We start from the raw sequence: 16,477 nt of genomic DNA on the forward strand, positions 1-16,477 counted from the left end.
AGTTGTTATTTCTGCTTTAATTCATTCAATAAATTATTGACTGCTGTCTCAAGATAAGTTCCTGAATTTTTATCGCTTTGGTTCATGAGAATTACAAAGCCAAAATTAGATTCAGGGAATATTTTTAAAATGTTTTGAGTTCCAATTGAGCCGCCATCTTTTGCGTAAATAGTGTTGCCATCAATATCAGTTTGAATCTCCCAGAAATAGCCCATATCAGGATTTAATGCAATTTTTCGATGTGATTCTAGTACTATTTTGTTATTTCGATCTAGTTCAAATTTGATGAATTTTGTCAAATCATTAATTGTTGATTTAAGCATTTTTGAAGCGCCCCAAAGATTGCTTGAAAGTGGTGTCATCAATAACTCACTTTCATTGTACCCATTTGCGACTATATCATTTTTATTAAGTTTAATTCTTGTTGAATTCATCTTTAACTTATCAAAAATCACCTGATGCAATTGATCTTCGTAGCTTTCTTTATAAACATTTTCTAAAATATGAGCGCATAATTCAGGTCCAAGCGCACCATATTTAAAGGTTTTTCCTGGTAATGTATCGACTTTCACTTTTCTTAAAGCAATAAAAAAATCACTTTTAGTATATGATTTATCAAGCCTGTTTTTATGAACTAAAAAACTATCAGGACTATATTTTTGACGAATTTCTTTTGTATCAGGAAAAGGAGTTAATATACCAGTTCTATGTGTTAGTAAATCTTTAATTCTAATTGGATTTCCTTTAAAATTTAAATTAGAAAAAGGCTCATTTAAGTATTTTCTGATATCATCATCCAAATTTATTTTTCCTTCAAGAACAGCATTTGCCATTAAGGTTCCAGTAAAAACTTTGGTTACTGATGCTATTTCAAATAGAGTGTTACTATTGGCTTTTCCTTCTTTTCCTTTTTCTAAGATACCAAAATGTCTGATATATGATTTGCCATCTTTTACGATAGCAATAGAAACAGAATTTGCCTTTGAATCTTTTAATAAATTGTTAGCAGTTTTTGTAATTGCTTCAATAATTTCTTTCTTAGAAAAGTTATTTCCTTTTTGCTGACTGTAAAGAGTAAAATTAAAGCTCAATAATAAAAGAAGAATTATTCTGTTCATTTTTTGATATTTGATTAGATGATTTTTATGTAATCTCGTATTATTGAGCTTTAAATACAATTATGCTTTTGAAATACTACCCGAACCAGAAACCTTTACATCCCGTTTCTCAGGGTTTCCAGTATATTTAATATCACCAGATCCTGAAACTCTAGCAGTTAAACTTCCACTACAGTTTACTTTAGTATCTCCAGATCCTGAAACATTAACATCAACATTTTTTGACTTTAAATTTCCAGCGTCAATATCACCGGATCCCGAAAGTTTAGTAGTAAAATTATCAGCTACACCTTTTAAATTTACATCTCCAGATCCGCTTAAATTAAGCTCTAAAGTACTGGATTCAATGGCTAAATTAAAATTGCCTGAACCTGAAAGTTTTGCTAAGAATTTATCATTTTTAATAACGTCTTTTGATTTAATGTCTCCAGAACCAGCCAAGTTTAATTCTGAAATTTTCTCAAACGGAACTGTTATGTGAACTTTTTTACCAAAACTAGAACGGATATTAGTGCTTTTCTTTACATAAATTTTCAAGGTATTATCTTCAACTTCAACAACAATTACTTGTAGAATGTTTTCTTCACCTTTTAAAATAATTTTACCTTCTTTTCCTGCCACTAAATCCACATCAAAAGATCCTGCAATTTTTATAGCATTATATTCTCCGGTTGTTCTGGTATCTGTTGTTACTTTTCCGTTTCCACTAATTTTATTCGATTGTGCATTACCTACAAAACTCACTAAAAACGCACCACAAACTACTAATTGTATTAATTTTTTCATTGCTTTATTTTTTTAAGATTACTGTTTTTTATTTAATGATACGTTTCCATAATTCGAAGTTATAATTACTTTATTTTGACCTTTCTTTTTATTGAAACCACTAAGCCTTTTGCTGGTGTTTTTACTTTCGTTTACTGAAACATCCAAAGAGCTGTCAGTTCTAATACTTCCGTATTTCGTATTAATATCAAAATCAAAAGCATAATTCATGTCATATCCTAACGAAACATCAGAGTAACCCGAAGTGATATTTACGTTATTTGCTTTTTCTTTGATAACACCAACATAAAACTTACTGTAATTAGTATCTAAATTAATACTATTAGAAAGTTCGGCAATCGAAATCGTAAGGTAATTTCCTGATCCTGAGAACGAGTTTACTTTCTGGAATTTTAAGGTTCCGTAATTGCAGTCATATTTAATATTTTGAGTATCAGAAACTGTTAAATCTGTATAATTAGTATCAAGATTTAAGTTACCAGAATCATTAATTTTTAATCCTGAATATCGCGCTTCGATAGTTCCGTTTTTAATATAATCTATAGAAGAACTTTGGCAATATTCAATCTGAATTCGATTATTCGAATTGTTTAATTTTCCCAAATTCACTTTCCCGTATTTACAAGCAATATCTGCTGTTCCTTCTAAACTAAGAACTGAAATGTTTCCATACTTGTTGACCAATTTCACAGTTCCGTTTTTCGGAATTTTTATCACATAATTAATTTCAAAACTATTGCTGCTTCCTTTACTTTTTAAAGATGAAGTTCCTAGTTTAGTAATTGCTGTAACCATCGATTTTAATGCTGTAATGTCAACATCAATACTGTTTAGTTTTTCATTAACCCAGTTTTCATTTCCGCCCGAAACTTTAATCGTGATGTCTAGATCAATTTTATCTTCATCCCAAGTACTTACTGAGATATTTCCGTATCTGTTATCAATGTCAATTCCGGCATTAGAATTAACGATATACGTTTTTTTAATGTTTTTTTGCTTAGTTACGTAAGTATCATCGTTTGAAAATCCCAAAAAAGGAATCAAAAGGAATAAGATTAGTATATTATAATGTTTTTTCATCAGTAGTGTTTTTAAATTTTTCGTTTTCTTCAATGCGCTGTAAAACCGTTTGTAAAAAAGAGATTCTGGTTTGTAAATTGCTAATCATGGCATAAATAATTTGTTTGTTTTCGCCATTCTTTTGCAACTCTGCAATGATTTTTGCGTAATCGGCATCAAAAACTTTCATTTGTTTTAATGCATCATTAATAATTTGTTCGTTTTCAGGAGAACTTTTTTCTTTTAATTTAATCAATTCGTTATCAATTAAAATACTGAAAATAGAATCGGTTCTTTTAGTTTCTTTAGATGCAAATTTGAGTTCTTTAGGTTTCTGTGTATTGTTGTAAAAAAGCGATACACCAAGAAGCACCAAAATTGAAGCAGCAATTGCCCAAACAGCATAATTCTTTTTCTTAGGTTGTTTTTTATTTAGTTTGTTAAAAAAATCAAGCTGATGATCAGAACTCATTTCCTGTACATCCCATTGATTTTCAAATTTTTCAAATAATTGATCTAAATTGTCATTTTCCTTTTTCATATATCCAAAATTTATTTTTTAGAGGTGATATATGGTATCGCCTTTTTATTTATTGGTGTTTGTTTGCACAAACTTTGCTTTAGTGGCGATTTCATATATCTTCTAATTTTTTACGTAAACCTTCTTTTGCTCTGCTCAGCGTAGTCCGGCAGTTTGCATAACTTATATTTAAAATTTCGCTAATTTCTTCCTGGTCGTAGCCCTCAATATAAAAAAGCGTCAATACCATGCGATAATTATCCTTTAAGCTTAAAATGGTATCTAAAACTTGTTTTACCTTTAGTGAATTCAAATCAATATTTTCTGAAAAAAAGCCGTCATTTTCTTCCAGTTTATAGAGTGTTTTGCTTAAATCCTCGACCTGAAATGCATTATTCTTTTTATAAAAATCAATACTATAATTGATAATTATTTTTTTTAACCACGCACCAAACGCTACTTCTTGTTTGTAATCATTGATTTTTGTAAAAGCCTTTAAAAATCCTTCTTGCATGACGTCTTGTGCAAAATGTTCATCTTTAACAATGCGGTAAGCCACATTGTACATCGCTTTACTGTAACGATTGTAAACTTCGAATTGAGCTTTTTGGTTGTTCTCCTTACAAAGTGTGATTAATTCTTCGATATTTTGGTTAGTTATACTCAAGTAGTGGTTGCTTGTTTTTTATAATGACTTTGCTTTTTGGGGTTTGTTACACTTTTGATAAAATTAATTGTAATTTTTTTGAAAATAGACCTTTTTATTATGTTAATTGCCCTTGACATCTCAATTTCAAAACTGCCTTTTTTGGTTTTGGCATAATGATTGTCTATTTTTACGGCCTATCCTGTAAGTGAAACACTTTTACTGTTTTTAGTAAAAACTACAAAAGGTGAACTTATATTTACAGTTAGTATTAAATTTTTAATGACAAAACGACTTATATATTATTATGTCAAACCATAAAATACTTACAATTGACAATCTGTCACTTCAAGAATTTGATTCAGAAGCAGAATTGATTCCATTATTAACTCCAGAAGACGAAGAGGAAATGAATAACGAAGAGCTTCCGCTTTCGTTACCAATTTTACCTTTACGTAATACCGTTTTATTCCCTGGAGTAGTAATACCGATTTCGGCAGGAAGAGATAAATCAATAAAACTAATAAACGATGCCAATGCAGGCGGAAAAATCATTGGAGTAGTTTCTCAAATTAACGAAGAGGACGAAGATCCATCTAAAGATGATATTCATAAAATTGGTACTGTTGCCAGAATTCTGCGTGTTTTAAAAATGCCCGACGGAAACGTTACAGTAATCCTCCAAGGAAAAAAACGTTTTGAAATTGACGAAGTCGTTTCAGAAGAGCCTTATATTACAGCAACTATCAAAGAAGTTTCAGAAGAACGACCTGACGAAAATGACAGCGAGTTTACTGCAATTTTAGATTCAGTTAAAGAATTGGCAATTCAAATTATAAAAGAAAGTCCAAACATTCCATCAGAAGCAACTTTTGCGATTAAGAACATTGAAAGTCAATCGTTCCTGATCAATTTTGTTTCTTCTAATATGAATTTGTCGGTAAAAGAAAAACAAGGTCTTTTGTCTATAAACGGTTTAAAAGATCGCGCGTTAGAGACTTTACGATATATGAACATCGAGCTTCAAAAATTAGAATTGAAAAATGATATTCAGTCAAAAGTTCGTTTTGATCTTGATCAGCAGCAACGTGAATATTTCTTGCACCAGCAAATGAAAACCATTCAGGAAGAATTGGGTGGCGTTTCGCAAGAAGAAGAAATGGACGAAATGGGTCTGAAAGCGAAAACTAAAAAATGGGACGAAAAAACGCAAAAGCATTTCGAAAAAGAATTGTCTAAAATGCGCAGAATGAATCCGCAATCGCCAGATTTTGGAATTCAACGCAATTATTTAGAATTGTTTTTAGAGTTACCTTGGGGGGAATATTCTAAAGATAAATTCGATTTAAAACATGCTCAAAAAATATTAGATAAAGATCATTTTGGACTTGAGGAAGTTAAGAAAAGAATGATTGAACACTTGGCAGTATTGAAACTTCGTAACGATATGAAGTCTCCAATTATTTGTTTAACAGGACCTCCAGGAGTTGGTAAAACATCTATTGGGCGATCTGTTGCCGAGGCTTTAGGTCGTGAATATGTGCGTATCTCATTAGGTGGATTACGTGACGAAGCCGAAATTCGCGGACATAGAAAAACTTATATTGGTGCAATGCCTGGTAGAATTATTCAAAGTTTAAAGAAAGCAGGAACGTCAAATCCAGTATTTATTTTAGACGAAATTGATAAATTATCAAGCGGAAATAGTGGAGATCCATCATCAGCTTTATTAGAAGTTTTAGATCCGGAGCAAAACAATGCTTTTTATGATAATTTCCTGGAAATGGGTTATGATTTATCTAAAGTCATGTTTATTGCAACATCAAACAATATGGCATCTATTCAGCCTGCTTTGCGTGACAGAATGGAAGTGATCAAAATGTCAGGTTATACAATTGAAGAAAAAGTAGAGATTGCAAAAAGACACTTGTTTCCAAAACAATTAGAAGCGCACGGATTAACTTCAAAAGATTTAACAATTGGTAAAAAACAATTAGAGAAAATTGTTGAAGGTTATACACGTGAATCTGGTGTTCGTAATCTAGAAACTAAAATAGCTCAGGTTATTCGTAATGCTGCAAAATCTGTGGCAATGGAAGAGGAGTACAATAAAAAAGTAACTGACGAAGATATTATAAAAGTATTAGGCGTGCCAAGATTAGAGCGCGATAAATACGAAAACAATGATATTGCAGGAGTTGTTACAGGTCTTGCCTGGACAAGTGTTGGTGGAGATATTTTATTTATTGAATCATTAATTTCCGAAGGAAAAGGTTCATTGACAATTACAGGAAATCTTGGAAATGTCATGAAAGAATCAGCTACAATTGCTTTAGAATACATTAAAGCAAATGCTAAAAAACTAGGATTAAGTGTAGAGTTATTCCAAAAATATAATATTCATTTACACGTTCCGGAAGGAGCAACGCCAAAAGACGGACCAAGCGCCGGTATTGCAATGCTGACCTCTTTGGTTTCTTTATTAACACAAAAGAAAGTAAAGAAAAGTTTAGCAATGACAGGTGAAATTACGCTTCGCGGAAAAGTTTTACCAGTTGGTGGAATTAAAGAAAAAATACTTGCAGCTAAAAGAGCAGGAATTAAAGAAATTATTCTATGTCACGAAAACAAAAGTGATATTGATGAAATCAAAGCAGAGTATTTAGAAGGTTTAACTTTTCATTACGTAAAAGAAATGAGTGAAGTTTTAGCTTTGGCTCTTACAGATCAAAGTGTTAAAAATGCGAAAGTATTGAAATAAATTTCAATAGAAATCCCAATATTTTAAAATCCAAATTCCAGGCTGTTAGTTCAGTTTTGGAGTTTGGATTTTTTTTTATGAGAATATGGATATCATTTATTTGATTGGAATTTGGAGTTTAAAACATTGGAGTTTTCCTTTCAAATTAGAGTTTGGAAATTTTTTATTGGAATTTAAATATATTTATTTTTTATAACTTATATAATTTTATCTTCGCATTTGCGTTATTCCCACATAGGAATCGCCCCAAAAGCATGTTAAAACGATTTGTTTTACTTTTTTTTAGTTTGGTTTGTTCGGTTTCATTCGGGCAAATTGGGGGACGTTACACCTATCAATTTCTAAATTTAACAACGTCACCAAGGCAGGCAGCGTTGGGAGGAAAAACAATAACGATTTACGATGAAGACGTCAACCAAGCGATGTCTAATCCAGCAGCTTTAAAAGAAGATATGGACAATCACCTTGCTATGAATTATGGTAATTATTATGGAGAAGCTTCTTATGGAACTGCTTCATATGCTTATACATACGATAGACACGTTCAAACTTTTTATGCAGGGATAAGTTATGTAAATTATGGTTCATTTGAAGGTTATGACGAAAATGGTCAGTCAACATCAAGTTTTACAGGAAGCGAAGGTGCGTTATCCTTAGGATATGCTTACAATGTTCCTTATACAGACCTGCATATTGGTGTAAATGCAAAGCTAATAACTTCGACTTTAGAAAGTTATAATTCAATAGGTGGTGCAATTGATGTGGGAATTATGTATCAAATTGAGAAAAATGATGTAAATTTGGCATTAGTAATCCGTAATATTGGAACACAGTTTACAACCTATTCCGGAATAAAAGAGAATTTACCATTTGAAATCGTTGCTGGGGTTTCGCAAGAATTAGAACACGTTCCTCTTCGTTGGCATCTTTCGTTAGAAAATTTACAACAATGGAATCTTTCTTTTTCGAATCCTGTTCGTGGAGAAACCAACATTGACGGAACAACAAGTGATGAAAAAGTTTCGTTTGTAAATAATGCTTTACGACATGTTGTTTTTGGTGTAGAGCTATTTCCTAAAAAAGCATTTAATGTACGTTTAGGATATAATTTTAGAAGAGGAGAAGAATTAAGAGTTAATGAACAACGTAATTTTTCAGGTGTTTCGTTAGGTTTTGGTTTAAAAGTAAATAAGTTAAAGTTTAATTACTCGTATTCGAGATATACATTGGCAGCAAACACAAGTCTTTTTGGTTTAATTTTAAATTTTCAATAGTTATATGAAAATATTCAGTTTATTTTTGTTCGTAACTGTAGGCTTTTTTTCGGGTTCAAAATCCTACTTAAAAAAGGAAACTACCACAACCAATTTAGAAATAGATAGGATTAACAGTAGAATCGACGATATAAAAGATATGATTTGTGCTGATTCTAAGTACAATACCAAAATTGCTTTTTTCGTTGATATGAGAATACCTTCGGGTAAAAATCGTTTTTTTGTTTACGATCTTGTAAATAATAAAATTATCGATCAAGGTTTGGTAGCTCACGGTTCAGGGTCTGAAACTGGAGCAAAAGGCAATTTGAAATTTAGCAACGAACCAAACTCAAACTGTACTGCATTAGGAAGATATGCTATCGAAAAATGCTATAAGGGTTCTTTTGGAAAATCGTATAAACTAAATGGTTTAGATGAAACTAATAACAATGCTTTAAAAAGAGCTATTGTTTTGCATTATTACTCTGCAGTACCTTATGAAGAACAGGATTATTATATTAGTAATAGTCACGGTTGTCCAATGGTTAATGAGCAGTTCTTTAAACGAATCGAAAAACTAATCGATACCTCAAAATCTAAGATTATTTTAGACGTTTATTATTAAATAAAATTTTATTCTCTAAATTTTAATAAAAATATTATTACTGTTGTACGTTTGTCAACGGTAATTTTTTTTGCCTTTTTTTATTTTTCACTTTAATTTATCAAATCAATTAAGCGGTTATTTATGAAGAAGATTTTTTTTGCTTCTCTTTTGTTACTGTTGTTTTTTATTGGCTATAAGATTGTTGTAAAACGTTATGAGTCATCATCTCTAGAAAAGGAAACATCATTGCTAGCTGATAAAAAAGTTGATCAAACGCAAGTAAAAGAGGTTAAGAGAATAATAAAGTCTAATAAAAAATACAACGAGAAAATTGCATTTTTTATCGATATGAAAATACCCTCAGGTAAGAATCGCTTTTTTGTCTATGATCTAGTAAATAATCAAATTCTAGATCAAGGTTTAGTAGCTCATGGTTCTGGCTCTGAAACTAATATTAAAGGAAAACTTAAATTTAGTAATGTTCCTAACTCATTAAGTACTTCATTAGGAAAGTATTCCATCGGGAAACATTATAACGGAAAGTTCGGAAAAGCTTATAAATTGTACGGATTAGATAAAACAAATAGTAATGCATTTGTGCGGGATATTGTTTTTCATTACTATTATGATGTTCCATATAACGAGCAAAATGGATATATTTGCAACAGTTATGGCTGTCCAATGGTAAATAAAAAGTACTTTGAAAGAATGGCTAAAATAATAGATACTTCTAAATCAGATATTTTGATGAGTATTTACTATTAAATTCATTTGGAAGCTGTAAAGAAATTAAAATTTAAAAAATAAAAAATTGAAAAAAATTACCATTGCAATTGATGGATTCTCATCAACAGGAAAAAGCACTTTAGCCAAACAATTAGCAAAAGAGTTAGGATATGTTTATGTAGATACTGGAGCAATGTATCGCGCTATAACATATTTTGCAATGCAAAAGCAGCTTATAAAAACAGATTTTTTTGATAAAAAATCATTGACAGAAGTTCTGCCTAAAATTCAATTAGAATTTAAGTTTAATGCTGATTTGGGTTTTGCTGAGATGTATTTGAATGATGAAAATGTTGAGAAACAGATTAGAACTATTGAAGTTTCAAATTTTGTTAGCAAAGTAGCCGAAGTTTCTGAAGTGCGATCTAAATTGGTAGAGCAGCAAAAAGAAATGGGAAAAAATAAAGCTATAGTTATGGATGGTAGAGATATTGGAACTGTAGTTTTTCCAGATGCCGAACTTAAAATTTTCATGACAGCCAGTGCTGAAACCCGTGCTCAAAGACGTTTTGATGAGTTACAACAAAAAGGTGATGATGTATCGTATGAAGATGTTTTGAAAAATGTAGTAGAAAGAGATTATATTGATACACACCGTGAAGATTCTCCTTTGGTTATTGCCGATGATGCAATAGAAATAGATAATTCCTACTTAAATAAAGAAGAGCAATTTGCAGCTGTCTTAGATTTGGTAAATGATGTTGTTAAAACGAATTAATTTTTTGTAGATATTATTTTTAATGGTAGTTTTACCGCTTCATTTTTATTAAAAAGACAATTTCATCATATGGGAATTAAAAACAGGTTGATTATAATGAGCTTTCTTCAATTTTTTGTTTGGGGAGCCTGGCTTATAACAATTGGAAATTATTGGTTTGGAACTAAAAATTGGGAAGGAACTCAGTTTGGTCTTGTTTTCGGAACCATGGGAATTGCTTCTTTATTCATGCCAACCTTAACGGGAATTATTGCTGACAGATGGATAAATGCTGAAAAATTATATGGTTTTTTACATATAGTTTATGCTTTAGTTTTATTTGGTATTGCGCATGTAACTACGCCGGATAATTTTATTTATGTAATGTTTGCTGCAATGTGTTGTTATATGCCAACAATTGCGTTGAGTAACTCTATTTCGTACACTTCATTAAAATTAAACAATAAAAACATTGTAAAAGATTTTCCCCCAATTCGTGTTTGGGGAACTATTGGTTTTATTGCGGCAATGTGGATTACGAATTTAAGTGGAAGTAAAGCAACAGAATATCAATTTTATATCGCTGGTGTTGGAGCCTTAATTCTAGGGATTTATGCCTTTACTTTACCAAAATGTGAACCACAGCGTTTGACTAAAGAAGACGCAACCTTGACTGAAACTCTTGGTTTAGAGGCTTTCAAATTGTTTGGAAATTATAAAATGGCTTTGTTTTTTGTGTTTTCTATGTTTTTAGGAGGAGCATTACAATTAACAAACGCTTACGGAGATGTGTTTTTGGATGAATTTAAGCATTTTCCAAAATATGCCGATTCTTTCGTGATTAAATATTCGACTATTATTATGTCGATTTCTCAAGTATCAGAAACTTTGTTTATCTTGGCAATTCCGTTTTTCTTAAGACGTTTTGGAATCAAACAAGTAATGTTAATTAGTATGTTGGCTTGGGTTTTACGTTTCGGATTATTTGCTTTTGGAGATCCTGTTGGAGGTTTATGGATGATCATTATGTCTTGTGTAGTTTACGGAATGGCATTCGACTTCTTTAATATTTCAGGTTCTTTATTTGTAGAAAGTAATACTGATTCAAAAATACGTTCATCTGCACAAGGATTATTTATGATGATGACCAACGGGGTAGGTGCAGTTCTGGGAAGTTTAACTTCTGGTTGGGCAATTGACCGTTTCTTTACAAAATCATTCAGCAATACAACTGAATTAGCTGGATTTTTACAAACAGATACAACAAACTCTAAGATGTTAGAATTTGTAAAAGGACAGGGGAATTCTGTTTCTACTGACGGAATTTTTACCAATCCAATTTTAATGAAAGATTGGCATACAATCTGGTTATCATTTGCTGCTTATGCATTAGTTATCGCAATTGCATTTGCCGTTTTGTTTAAACATAAACATGATCCAAAGGAAATTGAGAATTTGAGTCATTAAAAAAAGATTGGATCAATTATGGTTTAGTTTTTTTAATAACGAATAATAAGCAATATTATAACACCACAAAAGTTTCTTGATTTAGAAGTTTTTGTGGTGTTTTTATTTAAATTCTGTATTGTGAAAAAAGTTAATAAAACGAATAATTATGTTTTTTAAATTCAAAAAAATAATATTGTTTACTGCTAAAGAATTTGTTTTAAGGCCTGATTTAACTTTTAATGAAGTCTATACGAATCTTGAAAGGGATATTGATTTTGTTGATAATTCGGTTTTTAGGCATGGACTCTTTGCTAAAATTAGAAATCAAAAATTTGAAGGAGAACTTACAAAAGAAGATTTTAGGATTCAGAGGATAACTGACTACAGAAATGGATTGGCACCAATAATTAATGGATATTTTGAAACAGAAAACTCTAAACCTGTTATCTATGTTGAAATTAAATCTGGGCTAGCTATTGTTGTAATATTTTATATCTTATTATTTAGTATTGTTTTTACCATTCTCAAGTATTCTATTTTTGTTTTGGATGTCAATATATTAGTACCATCAATTTTTGCAATGATTTTTATGATTTATGGTGTCCTAATGTATCATAATGAATGTGATAAAGCAATCGAAGAATTAAAGGAGATTCTAGAAATAGAAGACTTACAATAAGTATAATTTCAATTGAAAGTAATGAACCAATCCTGTTAAATTTACGCCTGTAATTTTTTGAAAACCTTGCAACAGATTAGTAGAAGTTTGGCAGAAAACCATGATTTTACGTACTTGATGACAATTGACTGATAATCATTTGGAATTGTTTTGCTATTACAAATAAATGTATTAATTTTGCAAACCTTTTGGCAGAGAAGAGTTTCCATTAGGTATCAACTATTTATGTAAAACAACTTCTGTTTTTTCTATCGCTTTGAGAAACTCAAGAAAAACAGAATACAAATTTTTTATCAGCATGTCTGAACAATTAAAATCACAAGAAGAGTTTTTAGCAAATTTTAACTGGCATAACTTCCAAGAAGGAATTGATGCAGTTGATGAGAAAAACTTACAAGAGTTTGAAGAACTAGTATCTAAAACTTTCATCGCTACAGATCAAGAAGAAGTAGTTGAAGGAGTTGTTGTTAGAATTACAGATAGAGACGTTATCGTTGATATCAATGCTAAATCTGAAGGTGTTATTTCTTTAAACGAATTCCGTTACAACCCAAACTTAAAAGTAGGTGACAAAGTAGAAGTATTAATCGACATCCGTGAGGACAAAACAGGTCAATTAGTATTATCTCACAGAAAAGCACGTACTATTAAATCATGGGATAGAGTTATTTCTGCAAACGAAACAGGAGAAATCGTTAATGGTTTTGTAAAATGCAGAACTAAAGGTGGTATGATCGTTGACGTTTTCGGAATTGAAGCTTTCTTACCAGGATCTCAAATTGACGTTAAGCCAATTAGAGACTACGATGTATATGTAAACAAAATGATGGAATTCAAAGTGGTAAAAATTAACCACGAATTCAAAAACGTTGTTGTATCTCATAAAGCGCTTATCGAAGCTGATATCGAAGTACAGAAAAAAGAAATCATCGGTCAATTACAAAAAGGACAAGTATTAGAAGGTGTTGTTAAAAACATTACTTCTTATGGTGTGTTCATTGACTTAGGTGGTGTTGACGGATTAATTCACATTACTGACCTTTCTTGGAGTAGAATCAACCACCCAAGTGAAGTTCTTGAATTAGACCAAAAATTAAACGTTGTAATTCTTGATTTCGATGATGAGAAAACAAGAATTCAATTAGGATTGAAACAATTAAACGCTCACCCATGGGATGCTTTAGATGCTAATTTAACTATTGGTGATAAAGTAAAAGGTAAAGTAGTTGTAATCGCTGATTACGGTGCATTTATCGAAGTTGCTGAAGGTGTTGAAGGTTTAATCCACGTTTCTGAAATGTCATGGTCTACTCATTTACGTTCTGCACAAGATTTCGTAAAAGTTGGAGATGTTGTCGAGGCTGTTATCTTAACTTTAGATAGAGATGACCGTAAAATGTCATTAGGTATCAAACAATTGACTCAAGATCCATGGACTGATATTACTTCTAAATACCCAGTAGGTTCTAAACATACAGGTATCGTTAGAAACTTTACAAACTTTGGTATTTTCGTAGAATTAGAAGAAGGAATTGATGGATTAATCTACATTTCTGACCTTTCTTGGACTAAGAAAATCAAACACCCATCTGAATTTGTAAATGTTGGTGAAAAACTTGATGTAGTTGTATTAGAATTAGATGTTGAAGGACGTAAATTATCTTTAGGTCACAAACAAACTACTGCTAATCCTTGGGATCAATACGAAGATTCTTTCGCTGTAGGAACTATCCACAATGGTGAAATTTCTGAAATCGTTGACAAAGGAGCTACTGTAGAATTCGGAGATGATATCGTTGCTTTCATTCCTACTCGTCACCTTGAAAAAGAAGACGGAAAGAAATTGAAAAAAGGTGATACTGCTGATTTCAAAGTAATCGAATTCAACAAAGAATTCAAAAGAGTAGTTGCTTCTCACACTGCTATCTTCCGTGAAGAAGAAGAGAAAAACGTGAAAGCTGCAACTGAAAATACTTCATCTAACTCTTCTACTAATGCACCAGCTGCAACTTTAGGAGATAATAATGATGTATTAGCTGCATTAAAAGCTAAAATGGAAAAAACTGAGAAAAAATAATTCTTAGTTTCCTTTAAATAGAAAGTCCCACAGCAATGTGGGACTTTTTTTTATCACTTATTTTTTGTTTCGAGTTTCATGACTTACGTTTGTCAGTTCAAGTGGAGTCGAGAACTTGTATACATTTCAACTTCGCTCAATGTGACAACCAAGCTTGATAAGTATACTATTTTTAAAAGTGATGAAGTCGAACGATAAAAATTATGGAAAAATCATTGTTAATTTTCAGCCACCAATTTTGATTCTTCTGGAGTAAATTCATTTACGATTGTGTATGTGTCTATTTTTGCAATTGCCATTTCATCTAAAATATCAACCAAATTTTTAAAGTTGGTTTTTTTACTTGGTTTTATAATTACAATCGCTCCTCGATTTGACCTTCCAAATTTTGCAGAATACTCTAAAATAGTTTTATTTCTATTGAATAACTCTTGGCGAATTCCATTTTTGCCATATTTGATTTCTTTTGGACTATCAGATTCAAATCCTAGAAGTCCGTGATAAAGTATTATTTTATCATTATCACCTAATAAAACGGTTATAATACGGTCACTCATGCCAACTCCACAGGTAATAACACCTGCTATTTCGTAGTCTTTATTAGGCAAGCTTAAATCTATAACTTTAGGCTTAGATAATTCACCAACAACCATAAAAAATATAATCAACAAAAACGAAATACTAACCATTGCTGTTAAATCTACTCTTGCGTTCAACTTTTTACTTCTGATTTTTTTAGGTAAATTTTGCATGTTAGTAAGTTTTAATTTTTTAAAGAAATTTTAATTAGAAGCCAATAATTTTTCTTCCTCAGGTGTAAATTCATTTACGATTGTGTATGCTTCAATATTTGCAAGTCTCATTTCTTCAATAATATCGACTAAATCACCATACGTACTTTTTTCAGATGGTTTTATAAATACAATAGCACCTCGATTAGGTTTACCAATAGCGGTTGAATATTCTAGTATTCTTTTATTAGTAAATCTTAAATTGGCACGAAATTCATTTTTATTATAATTATTCTTTTTTATTGGAGTATACAAACCATCATAAGTAATTATTTTATTATTGTCTCCTAGTAAAACAGTGTAAAAACGTTCTCCTCTATAGCAGGCAATTGGTCCTCCACCACATCCTTGATCTCGATCTGGTAAACTTACCTCGATAGTTTTTGGTTTTGATAATTCACCAACAACCATAAAAAATATAATTAACAAAAAAGAAATGCTAACCATCGCAGTTAAATCAACTCTTGTGTTTAGTTTTTTGCTTCTGATTTTTTTAGGTAGATTTTCCATGGCTTTAAGATATTTTATTTAGAGGTCAATAATTTAGATTCTTCAGGTGTAAAGTCTTTTACAATTGTGAAATTTTCAATATTAGTAATTGTCATTTCATCTAAAATATCAACTAAATTTCTATAGGTTGATTTTGCACTGGGCTTTATGATTACAATTAGTTTTTTAGGTCTAGAAACTTTTGACGAATTTTCAAGTGAACTTTTATTTTGTTGAGTTAACTCTTTTCGTATGCCATTTTCGCCGTATTTTGTTTCTGTTGGTGAAATTATTGGAGAATCTAAAGAACCTCCATAATAGATTATTTTATTGTTTGCACCAAGTAGGATCGTCATTACATTATGTTCGTCAAGTGTTGAATGGTTAATATTCTCACTTGTTTTGGGTAAGTTTAAAGTCATTACTGTCGGCTCTGACAGTTTTACAGTTACTACAAAAAACACTACAAAAAAAAGACAAATACCGAAAATAGTAATTACTGTGTTTTTTATTGTTCTATTTTGACTTTTTGTTTTCTCGTGTAAATTCTCCATAAAAAAAGATTTTTAATATTAAAGTTAACAATAAAATTAACATATTGATAAGCTAAGATTTAAAATTTATAAAAATATTTTCTAGTATTAACCGCTTGTTTTACAGTCTTCTTTGTGAATATTTTAATGTTACTAATTTTTTTTTGAAGATTTAGTAAAACCAAAACTATTATTACCGCGTAAATGAGCTTATAACTTAAAA

At 30.8% G+C, this 16,477-nt stretch carries 16 protein-coding genes; 8 read left to right on the forward strand and 8 right to left on the reverse strand.

Annotation, left to right across the window (positions count from 1 at the left end):
• Positions 1-5: 5 nt before the first annotated feature.
• The 5 genes from IW18_RS12380 to IW18_RS12400 all read right to left on the reverse strand — a co-directional run bounded on the left by IW18_RS12380 (position 6) and on the right by IW18_RS12400 (position 4,150).
• On the reverse strand, positions 6-1,118 hold the full coding sequence (locus tag IW18_RS12380; protein ID WP_052480158.1) for a serine hydrolase domain-containing protein: 1,113 nt from the start codon (positions 1,116-1,118) through the stop codon (positions 6-8).
• 60 nt (positions 1,119-1,178) lie between these two features.
• The gene (locus IW18_RS12385; RefSeq protein WP_041518127.1) at positions 1,179-1,904 is read right to left on the reverse strand and encodes a head GIN domain-containing protein; all 726 of its coding nucleotides are present in this window, start codon (positions 1,902-1,904) and stop codon (positions 1,179-1,181) included.
• 18 nt (positions 1,905-1,922) lie between these two features.
• Positions 1,923-2,984 carry a DUF4097 family beta strand repeat-containing protein gene (locus tag IW18_RS12390; RefSeq protein WP_041518129.1) on the reverse strand — a complete coding sequence of 354 codons (1,062 nt, stop codon included), beginning with the start codon at positions 2,982-2,984 and terminating at the stop codon, positions 1,923-1,925.
• Positions 2,968-3,504 carry a hypothetical protein gene (locus IW18_RS12395; protein ID WP_041518131.1) on the reverse strand — a complete coding sequence of 179 codons (537 nt, stop codon included), beginning with the start codon at positions 3,502-3,504 and terminating at the stop codon, positions 2,968-2,970. Before IW18_RS12395 ends, IW18_RS12390 begins: the two co-directional genes overlap by 17 nt.
• A 91-nt stretch (positions 3,505-3,595) precedes the next feature.
• Entirely contained in the window at positions 3,596-4,150 is a 555-nt protein-coding gene (locus IW18_RS12400; RefSeq protein ID WP_041518132.1) for an RNA polymerase sigma factor, read from the reverse strand.
• A 286-nt stretch (positions 4,151-4,436) separates the two neighbouring features.
• Between IW18_RS12400 and lon the strand changes: the two genes are divergently transcribed.
• The 8 genes from lon (at position 4,437) to rpsA (ending at position 14,441) form a co-directional block, all read left to right on the forward strand.
• Entirely contained in the window at positions 4,437-6,890 is a 2,454-nt protein-coding gene (gene lon / locus IW18_RS12405) for an endopeptidase La (RefSeq protein ID WP_041518133.1), read from the forward strand.
• Between the two features lie 254 nt (positions 6,891-7,144).
• Entirely contained in the window at positions 7,145-8,164 is a 1,020-nt protein-coding gene (porQ, locus tag IW18_RS12410; RefSeq protein WP_041518135.1) for a type IX secretion system protein PorQ, read from the forward strand.
• 4 nt (positions 8,165-8,168) lie between these two features.
• Positions 8,169-8,771: a murein L,D-transpeptidase catalytic domain-containing protein gene (locus IW18_RS12415; protein WP_041518136.1), complete on the forward strand. Its 603-nt coding sequence runs from the start codon at positions 8,169-8,171 to the stop codon at positions 8,769-8,771.
• 123 nt (positions 8,772-8,894) lie between these two features.
• The gene (locus tag IW18_RS12420; protein WP_041518138.1) at positions 8,895-9,518 is read left to right on the forward strand and encodes a murein L,D-transpeptidase catalytic domain-containing protein; all 624 of its coding nucleotides are present in this window, start codon (positions 8,895-8,897) and stop codon (positions 9,516-9,518) included.
• A gap of 46 nt (positions 9,519-9,564) precedes the next feature.
• Positions 9,565-10,257 (forward strand): (d)CMP kinase, encoded by a 693-nt coding sequence (cmk, locus tag IW18_RS12425; RefSeq protein ID WP_041518140.1) that lies wholly within the window; start codon positions 9,565-9,567, stop codon positions 10,255-10,257.
• Positions 10,258-10,326: 69 nt separating this feature from the next.
• The gene (locus IW18_RS12430) at positions 10,327-11,703 is read left to right on the forward strand and encodes a nucleoside permease (protein WP_041518141.1); all 1,377 of its coding nucleotides are present in this window, start codon (positions 10,327-10,329) and stop codon (positions 11,701-11,703) included.
• A gap of 148 nt (positions 11,704-11,851) precedes the next feature.
• Positions 11,852-12,364, forward strand: coding sequence for a hypothetical protein (locus IW18_RS12435; RefSeq protein ID WP_041518143.1), 513 nt, complete (start codon positions 11,852-11,854; stop codon positions 12,362-12,364).
• 298 nt (positions 12,365-12,662) lie between these two features.
• Complete coding sequence (rpsA, locus tag IW18_RS12440) at positions 12,663-14,441, forward strand: 30S ribosomal protein S1 (RefSeq protein WP_041518144.1); 1,779 nt, start codon at positions 12,663-12,665, stop codon at positions 14,439-14,441.
• 218 nt (positions 14,442-14,659) lie between these two features.
• Here the strand turns inward: rpsA and IW18_RS12445 are convergent, their stop codons facing one another.
• From IW18_RS12445 to IW18_RS12455, 3 genes are read right to left on the reverse strand one after another with little or no spacing between them, the layout of a single operon-like run.
• Positions 14,660-15,193, reverse strand: a complete 534-nt coding sequence (locus IW18_RS12445; RefSeq protein ID WP_041518145.1) for an ExbD/TolR family protein — start codon at positions 15,191-15,193, stop codon at positions 14,660-14,662.
• A gap of 30 nt (positions 15,194-15,223) precedes the next feature.
• A complete protein-coding gene (locus IW18_RS12450) occupies positions 15,224-15,742 on the reverse strand; it encodes an ExbD/TolR family protein (RefSeq protein ID WP_041518147.1) in 519 nt (172 codons plus the stop codon).
• Positions 15,743-15,756: 14 nt separating this feature from the next.
• Positions 15,757-16,275, reverse strand: a complete 519-nt coding sequence (locus tag IW18_RS12455) for an ExbD/TolR family protein (protein ID WP_041518148.1) — start codon at positions 16,273-16,275, stop codon at positions 15,757-15,759.
• Between the last annotated feature and the right edge of the window lie 202 nt (positions 16,276-16,477).

The organism is Flavobacterium hibernum, assembly GCF_000832125.1.
Lineage (GTDB): Bacteria > Bacteroidota > Bacteroidia > Flavobacteriales > Flavobacteriaceae > Flavobacterium > Flavobacterium hibernum.